Origin of the sequence: Pararobbsia alpina (assembly GCF_902859895.1) — a bacterium.
GTDB lineage: Bacteria > Pseudomonadota > Gammaproteobacteria > Burkholderiales > Burkholderiaceae > Pararobbsia > Pararobbsia alpina.
Window position 1 is genome coordinate 107,377 of sequence record NZ_CADIKM010000002.1, and the last position, 19,959, is coordinate 127,335.

The window sequence follows — 19,959 nt, forward strand, 5'->3', positions numbered from 1 at the left end:
AAGTCCGGCAGATCCGAAGGTCTTACCTCACCTTCCGGTACTTCGGTTTTTTCGGCGTATTTCTTACCGCGAACACTTGGGAAGGGGCCAATCGGCCGATCGGTAACTTTTGTTGCGGCGAGTGACCCCGAACCGAGGCCAGGTGCAAACTAGCGAAGTTTTGCTGTTGCCGTCCCTCCTTCTGCGTTTACGGCACGACACAAGAATACTTTAGCGAAAGTGAGTACCAATTAACTCGCGTCTGAACTCGTGTCTGAATGCAAGCACGCGCTTACACGGGGGTATACCCCAAACGCTTGAATCGTGTGAGCAACACGACGTTTTCGATCGTGGGCAGTCGAGCCGGCAGGCTGGAAAGCGATAAGTGCGCGTCTATTTGCGGATCGATGCTTCTGGCATGATCATTTCCCGATGTAACAACGGCAAGTCTTTGAAAGGAAAGCTGAAAACGCAGGGGCGCACCAAGATAATGGGCTCACCAATCGCGACGGCTCCAACGGGCCGCTTCGAGATCCATCGATCCAGGAGAAGCCAATGCGTATCGCCCAAATCGCCCCGTTGCACGAGGCCGTCCCTCCCAAGTTCTACGGCGGCACCGAACGTGTCGTGTCGTATCTGACCGAAGCGCTGGTGGAACAGGGACACGACGTGACCCTGTTCGCCAGCGGCGATTCGGTTACCCGCGCGCAACACGAAGCCGCCTGGCCGCAGGCACTCCGGCTCGACCCGTCGATCCGCGATTGGGTTGCGCCGCACATGCTGTTGCTCGAACAGGTACGCCAGCGCGCTCATGAATTCGACGTGCTGCATTTCCACCTCGACTACCTGCCCTTCTCGCTCTTCTCGGGTCTCGACACGCCGTTCGTCACGACACTGCACGGCCGCCTCGACCTGCCTGAGTTGCAGCCGATATTTTCGGCTTTTCCCCAAGCACCGGTGGTTTCGATATCCGATTCGCAGCGCCAGCCGTTGCCCCAGGCGGGGTGGCTCAATACGATCTACCACGGCCTGCCGGCCGATCTGCTGTCGCCGCGCAAAGAGGTGAAGCCGGGCTATCTGGCGTTCCTCGGGCGAATCTGCCCCGAAAAGCGCGTTGATACCGCCATCGAAATCGCGGCGCGAGTCGGCTTGCCCCTCAAGATTGCGGCGAAGGTCGACAAGGTCGATCGCGAATACTTCGAACGCGATATCAAGCCCTTGCTGAGCAAGGCGGATGTCGAATTTGTAGGCGAGATCAACGAAGCGCAGAAACCCGCCTTCCTGTCGGGTGCCCAGGCATTGCTGTTCCCGATCGACTGGTGCGAGCCGTTCGGCCTCGTGATGATCGAAGCCATGGCGTGCGGAACGCCGGTCATCGCGTTTCGCCGCGGTTCCGTGCCGGAGGTCGTCGACCATGGCGTGACCGGCTACGTTGTAGACGATGTGGATGGCGCGGTCGAAGCAATCGGCCGGCTCGACGAACTTTCGCGCGATGAAATCCGGGCGCAATTTGAACGCCGCTTTACGTCGGACATCATGGCGGGGAATTATGTCGCCGCCTACGAGTCGCTGATCCACACGCGTCGTCCGACCCGTCGCGAGCTGCGCAGTGTGGCTGTGGGTTGACGGCCGTGGGTTGACGTGACGGCCGGGGTTGACGGTCACAGATTGACGGCTCGTAGGTTGATAACCGTCGATTGATGACGACAGGAGCGCGGGAGCGGTGGCATGCGCTCGCCGCGCTCCGCTCGCCCAGCGTTCAAGCGACCGACTGACTACCTTGCAGGTCGAACAAGCGGGCAAGTTCGAGCGCGACACCCGCATCGAAGTTGTTGCCGATCCGGGGAACCGCTGGCAGGCGCTGCATCAACAAGGGATTGGCATTGCCCATCATGAACGGCTGACCGGCTGTTTCGAGCATGTCGATATCGTTCATGTTGTCGCCGAACGCCACGGTATGCGTGGGCTCGATCCCAAGCCGGTCGAGCACGACGCGCAGCGCTCGCCCTTTCGAGACCGTCGGCGACATCACTTCGAGACAGTCCGCAAGCGAGTAGGTGACGTAGATCGAGTCGCCAAATTCGCGGATCAGATTGGCCTCGACCCGCGCGAGCGTATCCACGCCGCCGATGAACAGCACCTTCGCGATGTCGTCCCCCGTATGGGCGGTCAGATCCGTGACCTGATATGAGAAGCCCGAATCCTGGTGATACCGGAGCAGTTCCGGTGCATCGCGGTTGATCAGCCAGTCCTGATCGCCGAAGAGATTGACGGTCGCATCGTCGGCGATCTCACGCGTGACCAGGCGCCTCACGAATTCCGGCGGCACGTTCTCGGAGAACACTTCGCGGTCGTCGGGGTCATGCACGCGCGCGCCGTTCGAGGTGATCAGGTGTGCCCTGACACCCAGCGTATCGCGAATGCCCGAGACATCGGTGTAGTGGCGTCCGGTTGCGATCACGATCTCGATGCCTTGCTGTTCGAGCTGGCGCAGGATGTCGATCGTGAAAGGATCGACCTGGTGGTGGGCATTGAGTAGCGTGCCGTCAAGGTCAGTTGCGATGAGTCTGTACATGGCGGATTCGGAAGGGCAGCCCCGGTATTCTACGCGTGTGGCTTGTATCCCGACTCGCGCCGGTTCTCCGGGCTTGCCCCATCTGGAACATTTCCCATCTCGGCGAGCGCAAGGGCGAGCGCACCGCTGACCGAATCCTGGGACGGTGGCCGGAGCCTCGAAGCAAAGCGATGCGGCACGAAAGGCGCGAGCACTTGAGCCAGCCCGCCGCAGAGCGCGATCGGAACGGTCTCAATCGGATCGAGCGCATCGATCATGCGGCCGATTTCGTCCCCGGCCTGTTCGAGCAGGGCACGCGCAAATGGGTGCGCCGCACGTGCGTCGGTCGCGTAGGCAATGACGATCGGCGCAAGGCCCGCGCAGGCGGTCTGGTCCGCCGCGCACGACCATTCGACGAGTTCGTCGCGCGTCGCGGCACCGGTATGCGCACGCAGACTGGCCGAGAACGCATCGGCCGCACGCCGGCCGTCCATCACCTGCTGGAGATAAACCAAGGCGCGCAGACCCAGCCACGCACCGCTTGCCTCGTCGCCCGACGGAAACCCATAACCACCGACCATGTGCAATTCCTGCTTCGAGTCAAGCGTGGCCGCGATACTGCCGGTGCCAAGCGCCACGATGATGCCGGATTGACCCCGATGCGCGCCCCACAGCGTGGTGAACGCATCAGAATGCAGGAGCAACGCCACGCCGGCGGGCGCCGCCTGAACGAATGTTCGTCGCCATTCGGCATTGTTGACGCCGGACAAGCCGCAGCAAAGCGTGCATTCGCGCCAGTCCAATACGCGCGTCGCCGAAACGAAGGCCGCGCGCACTGCCTTCTGGATTTCCTGCCATGCCCGCCCCACGCCGAGACCGAGCGCCGACGGCCCGCCGTCTGCCCGCGCAAGCACCGTACCCCGTGCGTCCGCGAGCAGGACACGGGTTCCGGTGCCGCCGCCGTCCACGCCGATTGCAAAACGACTCATCCTCATCCTCCCTGCGCCAGGGCCGCTCGGACCCGGCCGCGTTCCAACAGTCGCCAACTCGCCGCCATTTTGCCGCATGTGGCCCGAAAGCAACATGGACACCCTTCACAACAAGATTTGATTGCGCATTGTGAACAAACCGCCAAAATTGCCACATCTAAGAAGCGCTGGCTCATATTTACCGCGCTTCCGTATGACATTGGGTGTGAAGACGATTGCGCACATCGTTAGCGCGACGGAGACCCTAGAATGAAAACCGTACACTTCCTCAGCCACCAACAGATTTTCGATACGGCGGCCGCGCACCTGTTCACGCAGGGTCGTGCCGCACTGCTGCCACGCGGGGGCGGCGCGTACCGGGGTTACTGCGGAGGATGTCCCGTCGGTAATTTCATCAAGCCGCGCGACTACATGACGGCGCTCGAAGGCATTCCTGTCCGCTATCTGAATAAGCCCGCAAACGAGGTTCCGCCCTACATGGACGCGGGTGTCGTCCAGCTTCGCAAGGCCTTGCTGCGTTCAAAAATCAACGTCTACGATCCGCTGACTGTCGAGCTGCTCAGTTGCCTGCAGAACGTACACGACGTGTTCGGTGTCTGGGAATGGCGTGACCGCCTCCTATCGATCGCTCGCCAGTTCAGCCTGAACAGCGGAATTACGAAATCCGCTGCCTAGACGGCCTGGGTTCTTCAGGCAAACAGAACTCACCTGGGGTTCCTCGCCGTCCAATCCGCTCTTTGCGCTACGCGGGGGCGAATGTCAGGTTATTTGTCTGCCAATTGACTAGCCTTCCGCCGCGTTGATCGAGTAGCGCAATCTGCCGAAGCTGCGAATGGCGAAAGAGGACAGAACTTGTGTACCGTTTTCGCGCGTATATTGCCTGGCGCATTAATCATTTCCGGCCTTAGGTCAGTAATATTTAAGCGCATAGGTCGTAAATCGTTTGCGCCATACTCTTCCGCCTGACTCCAAGATCATTTCTCGGCAGTAATAATACTTTCGCACAGGCGACCAAGCCCCCCGTGCGTCGTAGCATTTCCCATGAATCGGGCTGCATCTGATTCCTTTCATTTGCGCAAACACATTTATATCAAAATCGTCACAATCATTTCACCCCAAAAATCACCGAAATCGGTTAATGTTGGATATAAGGCAGCGCTGAAAATCATGAATATCCATTCTATCCGCTACTGTTAGGCCTATGAATAAAACATGAAAATCGCGAGACAGCCGAACCTCAAACCGGACAGGGCACTTGAAAAAGAGATCGCCCGGATTCGCGACGCATTGCCCGACATTGTTGCCCGCGAAGCGTCGGAAATCGCGAGCAAGCAGCATGACAACCGCGTAGCAGCGCTCGATGACATCCAGCGCCGCATTACGCAGGGCGAGCGAACGCCGTTTGCCCAGGCGTTTTTTGAATGCCTGCTCGAATGGCTCGCGCAGCGCGAACACTACGACACCGCACAGGCGGTGCGAACCTTCATCGACGAGCGCTTCGCGCCGACTAGAACGGGATGATTCCCTGCCGTTGCTCGTCCGCCTGCCGGTCGCGCTCCCGTTCCAGTACGAGCAAGGCACGATTGAGCTCGGAAATCAGCGCATGTACCTGGTCCGAGCTCAGCGCGTAGTGCTGGCAGTCGTCATCCGCGCGATACGCAAGCGCATCGCGCGAATATAGCGGAAAGGCAATACCCAGTTTCCCCTCTTGTGGCAGCGCCCGGATTTCCCAGGCGCCTTCCGTCCCTTCCCTTTCGTTCATTTTCTTTACCTGCAAAGACCTGCTTACCCCGAGGTCGGAATCATCGCTAGCTCAAGGTCCGATACTCCTTTTCCGGCCGGACACCTGCATTCAAGCGTGAGCGCACACATGAACGAACAACTACGCGAACCACCACCACGATCCGCCTTGCGCGATGCTCCCGCGCCGCCGGGCGCATTGAGTGCTGCGTCAGCGTGCACAGATTATTACCGAAGTAATACACGTCATAGACGACGAACTGAGGCCTCTTCCCCCGTGTACTCTGCCGCTCGCACGCACGCCGACCGATCGACATTCCTGCAGTCCACATGCGCGGTGGGCGAATTGCCGTCGCCCGCCGCCATTCAGAATACATACCGAAACGTACCGAGGATTTCATTACCCGTCGCGCTCGGCGCGCCGCGCCCCGACACATGCTCGAAGCTCACATACCCGCTCATGCGCTGCTGAAGTCGAACCGAAATCCCACAGCCATATTTGAGCGCATTGCCGCCGGTATCGTCGTAGAACACGACGCCGCCGACCGTCTCGTGATTGTGGCCGACCAGCGAGCGCACGTAGTCGACTGTCACGAACGGCGAGATCTCGCCGGCTCCGCGCGACGATTGAAACGCGAATGCATGACTGAGCCGCGTGCCGATCCTGGCCGCCAGACTCGACGCATTGCCGAGGTCGGTCTGCACGCCGTCGACGTCGGTGAACGGGCGAAAATGATCGGTCTGGTAAGCGAGCGCCGCGCGCGGCTCGATCGTCGCCCAGCGGCCGAGCACGAACGGCAGGCCGGCTTCGAGCGACGTGACGAAGCCGCTGCCCGAGGTGCTGCCGACCGAACCGCGCTCATCGGTCGAAAAGCCGACATTGGTAAAGAAAAGGCCCTGTGCGACAAGGTCCGCATAGGCGCCGCCGGCGCTCCGGTAGGTCGCGGTCAATCCGAATCCCGTCGCATCGAAGCGCGAGACCGAATGGTTGACGGCGACCGTGCTGCGCGAGCCACCCTGGCTCATCACGATATTGCCGTCGACGCGGTCGCCTTCGGCGAACACGCCCGGCCACGTCACCCCACCGCCAGCCTGGAGCATCCAGATTCGCTGGTGAAAATCAGGCTGCAAGCTGCCCGTGACTGTACCGGTCCAGCCCTTCACGCGGACGAATGCGTTCGGGGCGTAAGGGAAGCCGTTGGCAGCATCAAGCGCATTGAGCGTATCGAGCGGCGGCGGCGTCAGATCTCCGACGCGCTTATGCAGATCGTCGAGCAGCACACTTGCATAGTGCAGCGCGCCGGTCGGCAATGCGAGATAGGCCGGCACCTGGGGAACCACGAGTTCCTGCCCCGGGAGTTCGCCTTCGGGACCGATGCCGACCGGTTGACCGGGCAAGTTCCCATCGGGCGGCGTACCGGGCTGCAATACCTGTTCGGTTTGCAGCCGGAAGTCGTTGAACTGCGTGACACCGTGCGCTGCAAGCGCCGGATCGAGTTCGCCCGGCGCCGCCTGTGCCGGAGCGAAATGGACGAGGCGCATCTGATACGGACCCGCCGCCACGTAACCGCCGGACAAGGTGAAATTCTGCGGCGACGCCTCGCCGCCGACCTGCACGATGGATATGCCGCTGGTCGGCGTCACGCCGGTCAGCGCCGGTTGCGATCGACCGACGGAACTCACATGAATCGTCGTCGCACCGCTCGCCGCGCCCACGACCAGCAGACGATCGGTGAACTGGTTGCCGGGGCCGCCGTCATTGAGTTGGCTATCGAGCGCCAGTACACGCCCGTGCTCGCGTAGTCGCCACCGATTGTCATCGCGCCGATCGCCGTACCGATGCTGTTCGAGACATTGCCAAGCGCACCGTTCGCGGAGACAACCGGCACACTGAAAGCATGAGCGACGTTGCCGGGTGCGAGTTGCCCGGCATTCACAACGTTGCCGTTGATCGCGACGATGCCCGAGAGCGTCGTGCCCGAGCCGACATTCACAGACGAATCGAGTGAACCGTTCACCATGAGTTCGCCGGCCGCCACCGAAGTGCCGCCCTGGTAGGTATTGGCACCCGTCAGCACGAGGAGCGACGGACCGGTCTTGACGAGGCCACCCGTTCCCGCGATCGCACCGCTGAACAGCGAAGCCTGTCCATTGGCACCGACGCTCAGCGTCGCCGCGTCGAGCAGCACCGCACCGCTGCCGTCCGCACTGCCCGTGAGCGCGCCGATCGTCTGGTCGCCGTGCACCGCTAGTGTCGCGGCGGGTGCGAGCACGATCGTGCTGTGGGCCGACAGAGCGTTCACGACACGTGCACTCAACGTTCCGCCATCGACGAGGGTCGGGCCGCCATACGTGTTCGGGCCGCTGAGTTCGAGCTCGCCCGCCCCCTGCTTCTCGAGCGCACCGTTGCCCGAGAGCACGCCGGCATAGCTGAAGACCGCGCTGGTGGGTGCCGTACGCACCAGACCTTCCGACACGATCTGCCGCGGCAGGAACTCGCTCGGCGAATCCAGCAGGGCACCTGCGCCGACATGTGCGCTCGCGGCCGCCGCATCGGCTTCGAGCTGCAATTGGCCCGAGCGGACGTCGATCGTCCCCGGTGCACCGCTTGAAGGAGCGAAGCCCCATGCGCCCGCATCGATCTTGACCAGATGGCTCAGGCCGCTGACGGCATTCGTGAAGGTATCCTGCCCATTGCCCGCCAGCGTCAAGGTGTTCTCACCGCTACCGAGCGCAAGAGGACCCGCGATCCGCGAACCCGGATAAACCGTCACAAGATTGATTCCGCCGTCGAACTCGACCGCGCCATTGATCACACCGTAGTTGACCAGCGTCAACGAACTCGTGCCGAAGAACACTGAGCCGCCTTGTAGTGAAGTGATCACGCCGCTCGCACGATTCACGACAGTCGAGCTTGAGTTGAGCAACAGTCCCGCGTCGAGCCGACTCTCGATCAGGCCGCTGTTGTCGATCATGACGTGGCCTTCGCTCGCTTCGATACTCGACGAACTGAGTTGCGGGCCCGTGCCGATCAGGCGTGCACCCGCCGCGATCGTGATGCGTCCGCCCGACCTCAGGACAATGGTCTCGGCGCCTCCTCCGGCGAGGCCGCCTCCCGTCACCGCGGTGTTCTGCACAAGCGTATTCGGGCCGAGGGTGATCGTGGAGTCCGAGCCGAGCGCGATCGCATTGACGTCGCCGACCACGATCTGGGCGCCCTCGGTCAGGGTGACGGTCCAGTTGTTGCTCAAGGCGTAGCGTCCGATCGTGCTCGTCCAGGGATTCGGCGGCGACGCGTCGCAGTTGGCCGTGCGGCCCGCGATCACGCAATTCCCGTAGGCAGCCTCGATATCGAGGCCCTCGAGACCGAACAGCCAGATGCAGAGGGCAACAGGGAGCCAGGTCGTGCGCGGCGCGCCGCGCGCGCACCTGGATTTCGGGAAGGCCGCGTCGGGCTCGGGCATCGTCCTCCTCGTCGGAAGAAACGTGCCGTTCGTCGATCATCCGGCACGCGCGGCGCGAGGGCCGCACTTGCTCACGAGTGTAGAAAAGCGCAGGGAGGATTCAAGCCATTGCGCTTATGTTTCGCGCCCTCTTCGTTCGCTGTGTTTCAGCGCTTCGTGATGCATGCCACCCGGTAGACCCCATCCTCGACTTCGACACCATGCGTATCGTGTGTGAAACCCGGAAACCGCAGGTCGAACTGTTCAAGTGCCTTCAGATAGCCGAGCAGCGGGCCATCCGCCGGACCGGCGTTCTCCCCGGGCATCAACAGCGGAATACCGGGTGGATAGGGCACGACACCCGTCGCCACCGTGCGCCCCTCCATTTCCGAGAGTTCAAGCAACTCGATCTCGTTGTGGACGAGCAGTTCGTAGGCTTCCGTCGGACTGAAGTCGGGATACGGCAAGTTCGAGAAGCCGCGCGACATCATCTCCGTCGTCTTCAGGTCGCTCATCGCACGGAACATCAGGTCGCAGAACTCACGCAGGCCGACGCCGCGATAGCGCCCTGGATAGCTTGCGACGAGATCGGGCAAGACCTGATCGAGCTTCACATTCACGTCGTAGTCGCGCTTGAAATCGAGCAGGGTGTTGACGAGCGTCCCCCATTTGCCTTTGGTCACACCCACCGAAAACAGCACGAGGATCGTGAAGTCGGTGGTCTTTTCGACGACGATCCCCTGCCGGGCGAGATAGGCCGTGACGATGCAGGCAGGGATGCCGACCGGCATCAGGCCACCCGCCGGGGCGATACCCGGCGTGACGATCGATACCTTGATCGGGTCGAGCATGCAGTAGTCGTCTTCGATATCGCCGAAGCCGTGCCAGGCCTCATTGGGATGGAGAACCCAGCACGCGGGATCGGTCACGAGGAGTTCTTCGCCAGCTTCATGAAACGGTGTGCGGCGCCCGGTCTTGCGATCGGTCACGACGTCGGGCTGCCAACCCGTGAAGAACCAGTCGCTCTTGTCCTCGAACTCGGCATGCAGGCGGGAGAGCATCTGCCGAAACGCGACAGCCTCGCGGATCGCATCGGTCGTCAGGGCCTGGCCGCCCGGGCCGTCCATCATCGCCGCACTCACGTCGTTCGATGCGATGATCGCGTAATTCGGCGACGTCGACGCATGCATCATGAAGGCTTCGTTGAAACGGGGATGATCGATCGAGTTGCGGCCGTCGCGCACATGAATGAAGGAGGCCTGCGACAAGGCCGCGAGCAGCTTGTGGGTCGATTGCGTCGCGAAGACCGTCGGCTTTGACGCATCATGGGCGGCCGGGTCGCCGTGCATCGCATGACGGTCCTTGTAGATCGGGTTGAAGCGCGCATAGCCGTACCAGGCTTCGTCGAAATGCAGGCGATCGACGCTTTGTCCGAGCAGATCCTCGAGGCGCGTGACGTTGTAGCATAGACCGTCATAGGTCGAGTTCGTCACGAGTGCGTGGATGGGCGTCGTATCGATGCCCTCATGTTTCTTCACGAGGGGATTCTGTTCGATCGACAGCCGGATCGCCGCGGCCGTGAGTCGCTCAGGCCTGATCGGTCCGATGATGCCGTAGTGATTGCGCGAGGGTACGAGATACGTGGGAATCGCACCCGACATCGTCATCGAGTGCTCGGCCGATTTGTGACAGTTGCGGTCACACAAGGCGATCTGGTTGCGCGTGACGCTCGCCATCAGGATGACGCGATTCGAGGTCGAAGAACCGTTCGTCACATGATACGTCCGGTGCGAGCCGAATACGCGTGCCGCATACCGCTCGCTCTCGCCGATCGGGCCGCTGTGGTCGAGCAGCGAACCCAATTCGCCGACCGAGATCGACAGGTCGGAACGGAACAGCGCCTCGCCGAAGAATTCGAAGAATGCGCGCCCGACCGTCGATTTGAGAAACGCTGTGCCCCCCGTATGGCCGGGCGTGTGCCACGAGTATTCATAGACTTGCGAAAACCGGGCGAGCGCACCGAACATCGGCGGCAGCACGGTTTCGCGATACCGCTCGATCGACGCGACGATGCGCCCGCCGATGAACGCCGTCGTGTCCTCGAGCATCCAGATGAAGTCGTCGGCCTTCTGCATCGCGTCGACGGGGACCGTCGACACGCTCGTGCGAGTGGCGAGCAGGAAGATCGGCACCGTCGCGCTGCGCAGGCGTTGTGCGTCGAGCACGGTGCTCGCCTGCGCGTGCGTGGGGTCGTTGCCGAGTTCCCAGCTCAGCAGCAGGCACTGGATGGCGGGATCCGAATTGACCACCGCCTGCGCGTCCTCGAGCGATGAGGCGATCACAACCTCGACGAGACGTTGCTCGAGCTCGGTGACGAGCTTCTGTGCCGCGCGGCCGCTCGCCGTGCTTGCATCGATCTCGTGATGAACCAGCAATGCCTTCATGCCGAGGCGGCGGGACGCCTGTTGCGTCAGTGAAGCCATGGGTTGCTCCCTGGTGTGTCGCCACGAGGCCCGACCGGACTGCGGCGCGTGCGATGGATTCCTGCTTTCGCGACGACCGGCCGGGAGCCGGAGCTTCGCGAACTACTCGTCAATCCGTTAGAGCAAGACCACGCCGTCCACGGTAATCGGCCATCCGAAGATGGCAACTCCTCTCATGGCGTCACGATTTGCCGGTAGCATGGCATCCCTGCGCGCATTATTTTCTCGGCACCATCAAGGTTGCCGGAATCAGGCCGATCTTAGGAGCTCAAGAGACGCCGGAGAGCGGAGCGCAATGGTCCAGCGGCATTTCGATTAGACGGTAAAACCAATACTAGTAAGCGTTCGGACTTTGGCAAGAATATCAGCTTTCATTTCATAAAATTCCATCTCAAGCACGTTGAATTTCTCGCACGCTAATGCTTAGTGGGTGCGGAATAAATCGTTGCCGCGCTAATAACAAACCGTGGAAATGCACACATGCAGAAGCAACCATTCGGTCGCGGAGCGCGGCGTGACGAACCGCACGTTGGCGTGAAGAAGAGGGGTGGATTGAGCGGCTCGGATCTCGTCTGGCTACGGCCCATGGCGGAAACAATTGGGCACGCGACGAAGCGGCGCATGCAGATTCTGACGAAGGCGCTGCTTGGCGGTGTGCTTGCGTGCACGTTCGCGGCATGTGGCGGCGGGGGCGGAGGCAGCGATGCCTCAACGAACGGCCTGGACTCGAACAAGTCGACGACGGTGACACCGTTGCCGGCACCGGCGCCGGCAGCCGCTTCGACACCGGTGCTCGATGCCGCGCGCGACTTCGCTGGTGCGCCGTGGATGTCGTACTACAACGCCGAGTCAGGCATGGGCAGCGTGACACAAGCAGCCAGCACGTTTCGCGTGATGGATCTCGACCTCGACCCGGGCATTGGCAATTTCACGCCCGCCGACGTCGCCGCGCTCAAGGCGAACGGTCAGAACGTGGTGCTCAGCTATCTGAATGTCGGCTCATGCGAAAACTTCCGGACTTACTGGAGCAAAGTGCCGGCCGGCTTTGTGTCCTGTATGGCCAACACGGCAGCGCAGGCGGGTACTTATCAGGGATATCGAAACGAGACGTGGATGAATCTCTCGAATCCCGATTATCAGCATCTGATCGTCGACTATGTCGCGCCGCGACTGGTGGCGCAGGGTACCGATGGTTTTTATCTCGACAATATGGAAATCGTCGAGCACGGTACGGCGACGACGAATGGGCCCTGCGACGCGGCGTGCGCGCAGGGCGGCCTCGATCTCGTGCGCTTGCTGCGTGCGAAATATCCGTCGCTCGTGATCGTCATGCAAAACGCGACGAGCGATGTGACCCGACTCGGCCGGACGGGCGGCGTCGCATTCGCGAGCCTGCTCGACGGGATTGCGCATGAAGAAGTGTATGCGCCATCCTACGATGCGTCTGCGGAACGCGAGCTGCTCGCCTGGCAGTCAATGAAGCTCGCGCCGAATGGCCATGCGCTCTGGATCGCAACACTCGACTATGTCGGTGACTGCACTCAGACGGCGAAAGCGCAGGCGGTCTACAGGCGCAGCCGGGCGCACGGCTTCGTGCCGTATGCATCGGATGCGAGTGCGGGACAGAATGTGATTTGTTATTGGGGATTCTGAGTGGCAGCAGCCTTCGCGTGAACGCCTGGAAACTGTCGCCACGGCCTCCCCATTCACGCATGAGAATCGTTCAGACTCATTCCGACCACCACTCCTGACACTCTCTGGCGTTTAGTTCCTTCTTCATGAACGATCCAGGTCTGGATAAGCTCACCACTTACTAAACATTTACGGCGCCAATCCTTCGATAACTGCAAGGTTTTATAAACAGGGGTAATTCCTGCCATTCAAGAGCCGAAAACCCACTAAACATGAGCAACTCCATGTCGGCCGGCAGAACCGCCTAAACAAGCTTATTCCACAAGAACCGAAAAACTTTTTAAAGTTCGTCGGAGGCGTGCCGATAACGTGAGAGAACACGGCGTCGATTCAGAGACGATTTTGAGTCGCGGTAGATGAATGTTGTGGGGCGCCGCTTGAAAACTACTAATCTAAAAGAGTGAAGTCATGACATCCATCGTTTCCTCGTTGACTCCAGCTCAAATTGGCGCGCTGAGCACGACACAAATCAAGTCCCTGACGACGGCGGAAATTTCCAGCCTGACCACACTTCAGGTTGGCGCGCTGACGACGACACAGATCGGTGTGATGCCGTCATCGGACATCGTGAGCCTGAGCACCGCCGCGATTGCGATCCTGTCGAGCGCGCAACTCGGCGCGCTGACCACGAGCGATATCGCCGCGCTCAAGACATCACAGATCGCAGCGCTGGGAAGCGCTCAGCTGCAGAACCTGACGACCAGCCAGATCGCCGCCCTTACGTATGCGCAAATCGGCGCATTGACGAGCACGCAGGTCCTGAACGGGCTGACGACGACTCAGGTTGCCCAGTTGTCGACCGGTCAGATCGGCGCGTTGACGGCTACGGATGTGTCGGCGCTCAGCTCAGCTCAGATCACCGCGCTGACGACTGCCGATATCGCCGCGCTCAAGACCACCCAGATCGCTGCGTTGTCGTCCGCCCAGATAAGCGCGCTGACGACTGTCCAGATTGGCGCGCTGAAGACGGCCCAGATTGCCTCGCTGTCGACCACACAGATCGGTGCATTGTCCACCGCACAAATCGGGGCGTTGTCGACCACCGACATCGCCGCGCTCAAGACCACCCAGATCGCCGCTTTGTCGAGCGCCGATGTCGCCGCACTCAAGACCACCCAGGTCGCCGCGCTGACGGCAAGCCAGGTCGGCTCATTGAGCGCCACTCAGATCGGTGCATTGTCCACCGGACAAGTCGGCTCGCTGTCGATCGCCGATATCGCTGCACTGAAGCCCACCCAGATCGCCGCGCTGTCGACGGCCCAGATCGGTGCCCTGACGACCGCTCAGGTCGGCGCGCTGACGACCACTCAGGTCGGCTCGCTGAGCTCCGCCCAGATCGGCGCGCTGTCGACCGGTGACATCGCCGCACTCAAGACCACTCAGATCGCCGCGCTGAAGACCACACAGATCAGCGCATTGTCGACCGCTCAAATCGGCGCATTGACGACCGCTCAGGTCGGCTCGCTGAGCGCCACGCAGATCGGTGCCTTGTCCACCGGACAAGTCGGGGCGCTGTCGACCGCCGACATCACCGCGCTCAAGACCACCCAGGTCGCCGCGCTGACGTCCGCCGAAGTCGCTGCGCTGTCGACCGCTCAGGTCGGCGCGCTGACGACTACACAGATTGGCACATTGACGACCACGCAGGTCGCCGCCCTGAGCACCGCCCAGATCGGCGCGCTGTCGACCGGTGACATCGCCGCACTCAAGGCCACTCAGGTCGCCGCGCTGACCACCACCCAGGTCGCTGCGTTGTCGACCAGCCAGATCGGCGCGCTGACAACCACTCAAGTCGCCGCGTTGACGACTGCACAGGTGGGCGCATTGTCGACCGGACAAGTCGGCGCACTGTCGACCCACGACATCGCCGCGCTCAAGACCACCCAGGTCGCCGCCTTGACTACCAGTGAAGTCGGTGCGCTTACGACCGGTCAGATTGCCGCGCTTTCATACACGCAAATAGCGGCTCTGACGAGCAACCAGGTCCAGAACGGCCTGACGACCGCTCAGGTCGGTGCATTGACGACTGGCCAGGTTGCCGCGCTGTCGACTACCGATGTGGCAGCGCTTAGCACGAGCCAGGTTGGCGCGCTGACGACGGCCGATATCGCCGCGCTCAAGACCACCCAGATCGCCGCTTTGTCGAGCGCCGATGTCGCCGCACTCAAGACCACCCAGGTCGCCGCGCTGACGGTAAGCCAGGTCGGCTGGCTGAGTTCTGCTCAGATCGGTGCATTGTCCACCGGACAAGTCGGCTCGCTGTCGACCGCCGATATCGCTGCACTGAAGCCCACCCAGATCGCCGCGCTGTCGACGGCTCAGATCGGTGCCCTGACAACCGCTCAGGTCGGCGCGCTGACGACCACTCAGGTCGGCTCGCTGAGCTCCGCCCAGATCGGCGCGCTGTCGACCGGTGACATCGCCGCACTCAAGCCCACTCAGATCGCCGCGCTGAAGACCACACAGATCAGCGCATTGTCGACCGCTCAGATCGGCGCATTGACGACCGCTCAGGTCGGCTCGCTGAGCGCCACGCAGATCGGTGCCTTGTCCACCGGACAAGTCGGGGCGCTGTCGACCGCCGACATTACCGCGCTCAAGACCACCCAGGTCGCCGCGCTGACGTCCGCCGAAGTCGCTGCGCTGTCGACCGCTCAGGTCGGCGCGCTGACGACCACGCAGGTTGGCACATTGACGACCACGCAGGTCGCCGCCCTGAGCACCGCCCAGATCGGTACACTGTCGAGCACTGACATTGCCGCGCTCAAGGCCACTCAGGTCGCCGCGCTGACCACCACCCAGGTCGCTGCGTTGTCGACCAGCCAGATCGGCGCGCTGACAACCACTCAAGTCGCCGCGTTGACGACTGCACAGGTGGGCGCATTGTCCACCGCGCAAGTCGGCGCGTTGTCCACCACCGATGTCGCCGCGCTCAAGACCACCCAGGTCGCCGCCTTGACGACCGGTCAGGTCGCCGCACTGACGGGCTCCCAGGTCGGTTCGCTGTCAGCGACAGATGTGGCCGCGCTCAGCACGAGCCAGATCGGCGCAATCTCGACAACCAGCATCGCCTCGCTCAAGACAACCCAGATCGCAGCGTTGAAGACCGCTCAGATCGGCGCGTTGTCCACCAGCCAGGTCGGCGCACTGACGAGCACCCAGGTCGCCGCGCTGACGACCACGCAGATTGCTTCGTTGAGCAGCGCTCAGGTCGGCGTGCTGTCGACCATCGACGTCGCCGCGCTCAAGACCACCCAGGTCGCCGCGTTGACGACTTCGCAGGTGGGCGCATTGTCCACGGCACAAGTCGGCGCGTTGTCCACCAGCGATGTCGCCGCGCTCAAGACCACCCAGGTCGCCGCGCTGACGAGCAGCCAGGTGGGTGCGCTCACGACCGGCCAAGTAGCCGCTCTTGCGTACGCGCAGATTGCCGCCTTGACGACCACTCAAGTTCAGGGCCTGACAACCACCCAGATCGGTGGGTTGTCAACCGGCCAGGTCGGCGCGCTGACGAATGCGGATCTGGCGTCGCTCAGCACAGTCCAGCTCGGAGCACTGAAGACGACCGAGATCGCTGCGCTCAAGACCACCCAGATCGCAGCGCTGACGACCACCGAAATCGGTGCACTGACGACGACTCAGATCAGCGCACTGACGACAACGCAGGTCAACGCACTGTCGAGCACCCAGGTCGCTGCATTGACGACGACGCAGGTGCCCTACCTGAACCTGTAAGGTCTGCCATTGCAAAGGGCTTCTGGTCCGATCCGCCCGTACGAGGACACCTCGCCCGGGCGGATCGGGGTGGGACAACGCCGTCTTGCGGAGGCAGGAAAACGTCACAGGTGCTGGCGTTCATGCCGATGTATCTGTATGGTCTTGCCGGTACGCCACGCAGCAAGGTTGCGATAGCGTGCACTTGAAACTCCCGACTGCATGCCGCAGCCTGGGCTATCGAGGAACGAGCGCGACAAGCGGTAGCATGAGCGGGTCCGTTCATACCCGGATGTCGATGCGCACTTTTTACGACCAGTGGTAGGCTGGGATTGAACATGGTCACTGAAACGAACCTGACTGACGTATTGCTCGACCAGATCAATCACGGACAGTCGGCAAGTGCGCTGGAAAAAATCAACAAGCTTCTCGAACAGGAGCCGAATCAACCAGGGCTGTTGACGCTGAGAGCGGAAGCTTTGCGGCTTTCGGGACGCGCCGGCGAAGCAATCGAGGCGTTTCGTAGAGCCGGCGCGGTGGGGGGCGGACCGCGCAACTGGCTGGTCGCGGGCCTGATGCTCAGTGAGGCACGTCGTATCGATGAGGCGCTTTCATGCCTGATGAACGCCATCGCGGAAGATCCCAACAGCGAGGAAATACTGAACGTCCTCGTAACTACGCTGTTCAATGCGAATCGTCACAAGGAAGGCATCTTCTTTGCAAGGCGTCTGATTGCTTCGAGTCGCAATGAGAAGTATCTGTCGCACGCGGCGCTGCTTTTGCAAAGCAACGAACTCTATGACGAGGCCGTGGATGTATTCAAGAGAATTGCCGGGTCGACCGAAGACGATCCGGCTCTGCTGGGCGCGGCCCTGGTGCCGGCCCGGTTCACCTGCGAATGGGAATGGATCGAATCGATTCAGGAACGCATAAAAGCCCATTACGCAAGCGGCCAATACGGTGCCACTCAAGAGTATCCGCTCACGCATCTGACATGGTGTACCAATGAGTCGTACAACCTTGAAGTAACAAAGGCCTATGCGGGGCGAATGCTACCGGTCGTGTCGCCGCTCGTGAAAGCGACGCGTAAGGTCGATTCGCATGCGCGCATAAGAATTGGCTACCTGTCGTCCGACTTCTGCAATCACGCGACCATGCATTTGATGGTGGGTTTGTTTGAGCGCCACGACCGGGAGCGATTTGAAGTATTCGCCTATGACTACAGTCGTCCGGACGGTTCCGAATACAGGGAGCGGTTTCTTCGCGCGGTCGAGCACCATGTCGACATCACCGCGCTCACCGATGCCGATGCCGCCGCTCGCATTGCGAACGACGAGTTGGACCTGTTGTTCGATCTGAAGGGACACACCGGTTGGGGACGCCTCGGCATCATGGCGTACCGGCCCGCGCCGGTTCAGGTCGCTTACCTCGGTTTTCCCGGTTCCACGGCTACGTCGTTCATCGACTACCTGGTCTCGGATCGGTTCGTGACGCCTGAAAGCAGCGCAGCTTTCTTCACTGAAAAGCTGTGCCGCCTGCCGCATTCCTATCAATGCAATGACCGCAATCGCCCCGTCGCCGGAAACCCGGGCTCGCGCGCGATGTATGGCCTGCCCGAAGACGCGGTGGTCTTCTGTGCGTTCAATCAGTCGTACAAGATCGATCGAAACAGCTTCAACGTGTGGATGCGGGTGCTCAACGAAGTTCCGAACGGCGTGCTGTGGCTGCTGAATCAGGGGGAAGGCGCGGAGAAGAACCTGAGACACCACGCTGAACGTGCTGGCGTGCAACCGGGCAGACTGATCTTTGCCGGGTTTGCCGCCCCCGACCAGCACATCGCCCGGTTGCAGCTGGCCGACGTCGCGCTCGACGCACTTGTGTGTAACGGACACACGACCACTTCGGATACGTTGTGGGCCGGCATTCCGGTCATCACGGCCCAGGGCCGTCACTTTGCGTCCCGAGTCAGCGAAAGCCTGCTCAACGCAATGAACTTGCCCGAACTCGTCGCGCGCAACGCCGACGAAATGGTGCAGATTGCCGTGCGTGTCGGAAACGACGCCGATTTTCGCAAGGCCTTACGCGCGAAAGTAGCGGCAAATATCGTTGACGCTCCCCTGTTTGATACAGAGCGTTTTACCCGAAACTTCGAGACAGCGATCCGCATGATGGTCGATGCCAGCCGCGTGGCTGAGCCCTTCGTCCATCTCGACGTACCGGATTGCCTTGTAGAGAAACCGCAGCCAGCGCCTCGGCGGTCACGGCGGCGTCAGCGCGTTTCGAAATAGAGCTAAGTCGCTTGCGGCCTTCGTGACCGCGTGTCCGTCATGCGCTGATTCAGCTGAGCTGCGACACAGACAGGAGCGAGGAGAGGCACGGCCCGGCGACGACAGGCGCCGCAACTACACGCGAAGCTCGGATGGCCTGAGGTGCGGGCGGCTGCTTTGCGTCGTCTCCTGCGACCGGGATCAGCCACTGCCGCGGTCGCACGTCGCAAACGAAAACTCCCTGCCGTCGCTGCTACCCGATTAGCGCGGAAGCGTCGACAGATACGCGGCAGCGCCTTCAATCTGCGCATCCGTCATTTGTGCCGCAATCGCCGTCATCGATCCCGGCTTGGCGGCGCCGTTCTTTGCTCGGGCCTGGAACTCGTGCAAGCGCTCGACAGTGAAACTGGCCGGCTGCCCCGCGATGCTCGGGAATCGCGCGCCATTACCTTTTCCACCGGCCGCATGACAGCCGAAGCACGCCGCCAGATTGCTCCCGTCGCCGAGCTCCGCAAGTTTGCGCCCCGCTTCGATCTCTCCGGCCTGCGGCGCTTGTGCAGCCTGCGCGAGCGGCGGGTGCTGTGCAGCGAAGTACTCGGCGATTTCGCGCATGTCGCTGTCGGACAGGTTATGCGCGACCGACTGCATCACCGGACTGGCGCGCGTGCCGTCCTTGAACATCGATAAGGCATGGGCCAGATAGTCGGCGTTCTGCCCGGCGAGCCGAGGTATCGCGCCAGACGACGCACCTTCTCCGGCCGCGCCGTGGCATGCCGCGCAGGAGGACACGAGACCGCTGTGCGGATCCAGCGTGGAAGGCGAGGCGAAAGCGGACGGCGCGGACAGAAGAGAGGTCGTCAGCACCAACGCCAAGGCGGCGAACACCTTGCCGGCCCCGGTGGAGGCTCGGCTTGCCGGCGTCGTTTGCTGCTGGATGGCTCGTGAGAGGCTTTCGACTATCTGACGGGACGCGTCGCCCTGTCTGTCACGCCGAGGTGCGGACGACTCCGCTGTGGCGATGTAAAGCATGGGATCTGTTGCATTGTCGGTGGACGGGGTACTGATGATACAAGCGACCGCCGGCGGCTGCAGCGACGA

13 protein-coding genes are annotated in these 19,959 nt (G+C 61.8%); 6 read left to right on the plus strand and 7 right to left on the minus strand.

What is annotated here, in order from left to right; all coding sequences use genetic code 11:
• Nucleotides 1-534 precede the first annotated feature (534 nt).
• Nucleotides 535-1,605 (plus strand): glycosyltransferase family 4 protein, encoded by a 1,071-nt coding sequence (locus HV670_RS02660; RefSeq protein ID WP_175103098.1) that lies wholly within the window; start codon nt 535-537, stop codon nt 1,603-1,605.
• A gap of 133 nt (nt 1,606-1,738) precedes the next feature.
• Here the strand turns inward: HV670_RS02660 and HV670_RS02665 are convergent, their stop codons facing one another.
• Together HV670_RS02665 and HV670_RS02670 are read right to left on the minus strand one after the other, a co-directional pair.
• Nucleotides 1,739-2,554: a Cof-type HAD-IIB family hydrolase gene (locus tag HV670_RS02665; RefSeq protein WP_175103099.1), complete on the minus strand. Its 816-nt coding sequence runs from the start codon at nt 2,552-2,554 to the stop codon at nt 1,739-1,741.
• A gap of 29 nt (nt 2,555-2,583) precedes the next feature.
• Nucleotides 2,584-3,522 carry a glucosamine kinase nucleotide-binding domain-containing protein gene (locus HV670_RS02670; RefSeq protein WP_175103100.1) on the minus strand — a complete coding sequence of 313 codons (939 nt, stop codon included), beginning with the start codon at nt 3,520-3,522 and terminating at the stop codon, nt 2,584-2,586.
• A gap of 249 nt (nt 3,523-3,771) precedes the next feature.
• Here HV670_RS02670 and HV670_RS02675 point away from each other — a divergent pair, with 249 nt between their 5' ends.
• Together HV670_RS02675 and HV670_RS02680 are read left to right on the plus strand one after the other, a co-directional pair.
• Complete coding sequence (locus tag HV670_RS02675; RefSeq protein WP_175103101.1) at nt 3,772-4,197, plus strand: hypothetical protein; 426 nt, start codon at nt 3,772-3,774, stop codon at nt 4,195-4,197.
• Nucleotides 4,198-4,734: 537 nt separating this feature from the next.
• Nucleotides 4,735-5,043 (plus strand): hypothetical protein, encoded by a 309-nt coding sequence (locus tag HV670_RS02680; protein WP_175103102.1) that lies wholly within the window; start codon nt 4,735-4,737, stop codon nt 5,041-5,043.
• On the opposite strand, the gene HV670_RS02685 is transcribed toward HV670_RS02680, so the two are convergent.
• The 4 genes from HV670_RS02685 to HV670_RS02700 all read right to left on the minus strand — a co-directional run bounded on the left by HV670_RS02685 (nt 5,030) and on the right by HV670_RS02700 (nt 11,188).
• Complete coding sequence (locus HV670_RS02685; protein ID WP_175103103.1) at nt 5,030-5,284, minus strand: hypothetical protein; 255 nt, start codon at nt 5,282-5,284, stop codon at nt 5,030-5,032. The genes HV670_RS02680 and HV670_RS02685 overlap by 14 nt on opposite strands.
• A gap of 344 nt (nt 5,285-5,628) precedes the next feature.
• Complete coding sequence (locus tag HV670_RS02690; RefSeq protein ID WP_175103344.1) at nt 5,629-7,044, minus strand: autotransporter outer membrane beta-barrel domain-containing protein; 1,416 nt, start codon at nt 7,042-7,044, stop codon at nt 5,629-5,631.
• Nucleotides 6,942-8,726, minus strand: coding sequence for an autotransporter-associated beta strand repeat-containing protein (locus HV670_RS02695; protein ID WP_175103104.1), 1,785 nt, complete (start codon nt 8,724-8,726; stop codon nt 6,942-6,944). The genes HV670_RS02690 and HV670_RS02695 overlap by 103 nt, the downstream gene beginning before the upstream one ends.
• Nucleotides 8,727-8,872: 146 nt before the next feature.
• Entirely contained in the window at nt 8,873-11,188 is a 2,316-nt protein-coding gene (locus HV670_RS02700) for an Orn/Lys/Arg family decarboxylase (RefSeq protein WP_175103105.1), read from the minus strand.
• A gap of 480 nt (nt 11,189-11,668) precedes the next feature.
• Here HV670_RS02700 and HV670_RS02705 point away from each other — a divergent pair, with 480 nt between their 5' ends.
• The 3 genes from HV670_RS02705 (at nt 11,669) to HV670_RS02715 (ending at nt 18,882) form a co-directional block, all read left to right on the plus strand.
• Nucleotides 11,669-12,841 (plus strand): glycoside hydrolase family 191 protein, encoded by a 1,173-nt coding sequence (locus HV670_RS02705; RefSeq protein WP_246256935.1) that lies wholly within the window; start codon nt 11,669-11,671, stop codon nt 12,839-12,841.
• A gap of 447 nt (nt 12,842-13,288) precedes the next feature.
• Nucleotides 13,289-16,615, plus strand: coding sequence for a beta strand repeat-containing protein (locus HV670_RS02710; protein ID WP_175103106.1), 3,327 nt, complete (start codon nt 13,289-13,291; stop codon nt 16,613-16,615).
• A gap of 317 nt (nt 16,616-16,932) precedes the next feature.
• Nucleotides 16,933-18,882 (plus strand): O-linked N-acetylglucosamine transferase, SPINDLY family protein, encoded by a 1,950-nt coding sequence (locus HV670_RS02715; RefSeq protein ID WP_175103107.1) that lies wholly within the window; start codon nt 16,933-16,935, stop codon nt 18,880-18,882.
• Between the two features lie 240 nt (nt 18,883-19,122).
• Here HV670_RS02715 and HV670_RS02720 read toward each other — a convergent pair whose 3' ends face one another.
• Entirely contained in the window at nt 19,123-19,890 is a 768-nt protein-coding gene (locus tag HV670_RS02720; RefSeq protein ID WP_175103108.1) for a c-type cytochrome, read from the minus strand.
• Nucleotides 19,891-19,959: the final 69 nt, after the last annotated feature.

Bases quoted from the DNA above. Each gene is read 5' to 3' on its own strand.
- HV670_RS02660 (WP_175103098.1), top strand. From the start codon at position 535: ATGCGTATCGCCCAAATCGCCCCGTTGCACGAGGCCGTCCCTCCCAAG.
- HV670_RS02665 (WP_175103099.1), bottom strand. From the start codon at position 2,554: ATGTACAGACTCATCGCAACTGACCTTGACGGCACGCTACTCAATGCC.
- HV670_RS02670 (WP_175103100.1), bottom strand. From the start codon at position 3,522: ATGAGTCGTTTTGCAATCGGCGTGGACGGCGGCGGCACCGGAACCCGT.
- HV670_RS02675 (WP_175103101.1), top strand. From the start codon at position 3,772: ATGAAAACCGTACACTTCCTCAGCCACCAACAGATTTTCGATACGGCG.
- HV670_RS02680 (WP_175103102.1), top strand. From the start codon at position 4,735: ATGAAAATCGCGAGACAGCCGAACCTCAAACCGGACAGGGCACTTGAA.
- HV670_RS02685 (WP_175103103.1), bottom strand. From the start codon at position 5,284: ATGAACGAAAGGGAAGGGACGGAAGGCGCCTGGGAAATCCGGGCGCTG.
- HV670_RS02695 (WP_175103104.1), bottom strand. From the start codon at position 8,726: ATGCCCGAGCCCGACGCGGCCTTCCCGAAATCCAGGTGCGCGCGCGGC.
- HV670_RS02700 (WP_175103105.1), bottom strand. From the start codon at position 11,188: ATGGCTTCACTGACGCAACAGGCGTCCCGCCGCCTCGGCATGAAGGCA.
- HV670_RS02705 (WP_246256935.1), top strand. From the start codon at position 11,669: ATGCAGAAGCAACCATTCGGTCGCGGAGCGCGGCGTGACGAACCGCAC.
- HV670_RS02710 (WP_175103106.1), top strand. From the start codon at position 13,289: ATGACATCCATCGTTTCCTCGTTGACTCCAGCTCAAATTGGCGCGCTG.
- HV670_RS02715 (WP_175103107.1), top strand. From the start codon at position 16,933: ATGGTCACTGAAACGAACCTGACTGACGTATTGCTCGACCAGATCAAT.
- HV670_RS02720 (WP_175103108.1), bottom strand. From the start codon at position 19,890: ATGCTTTACATCGCCACAGCGGAGTCGTCCGCACCTCGGCGTGACAGA.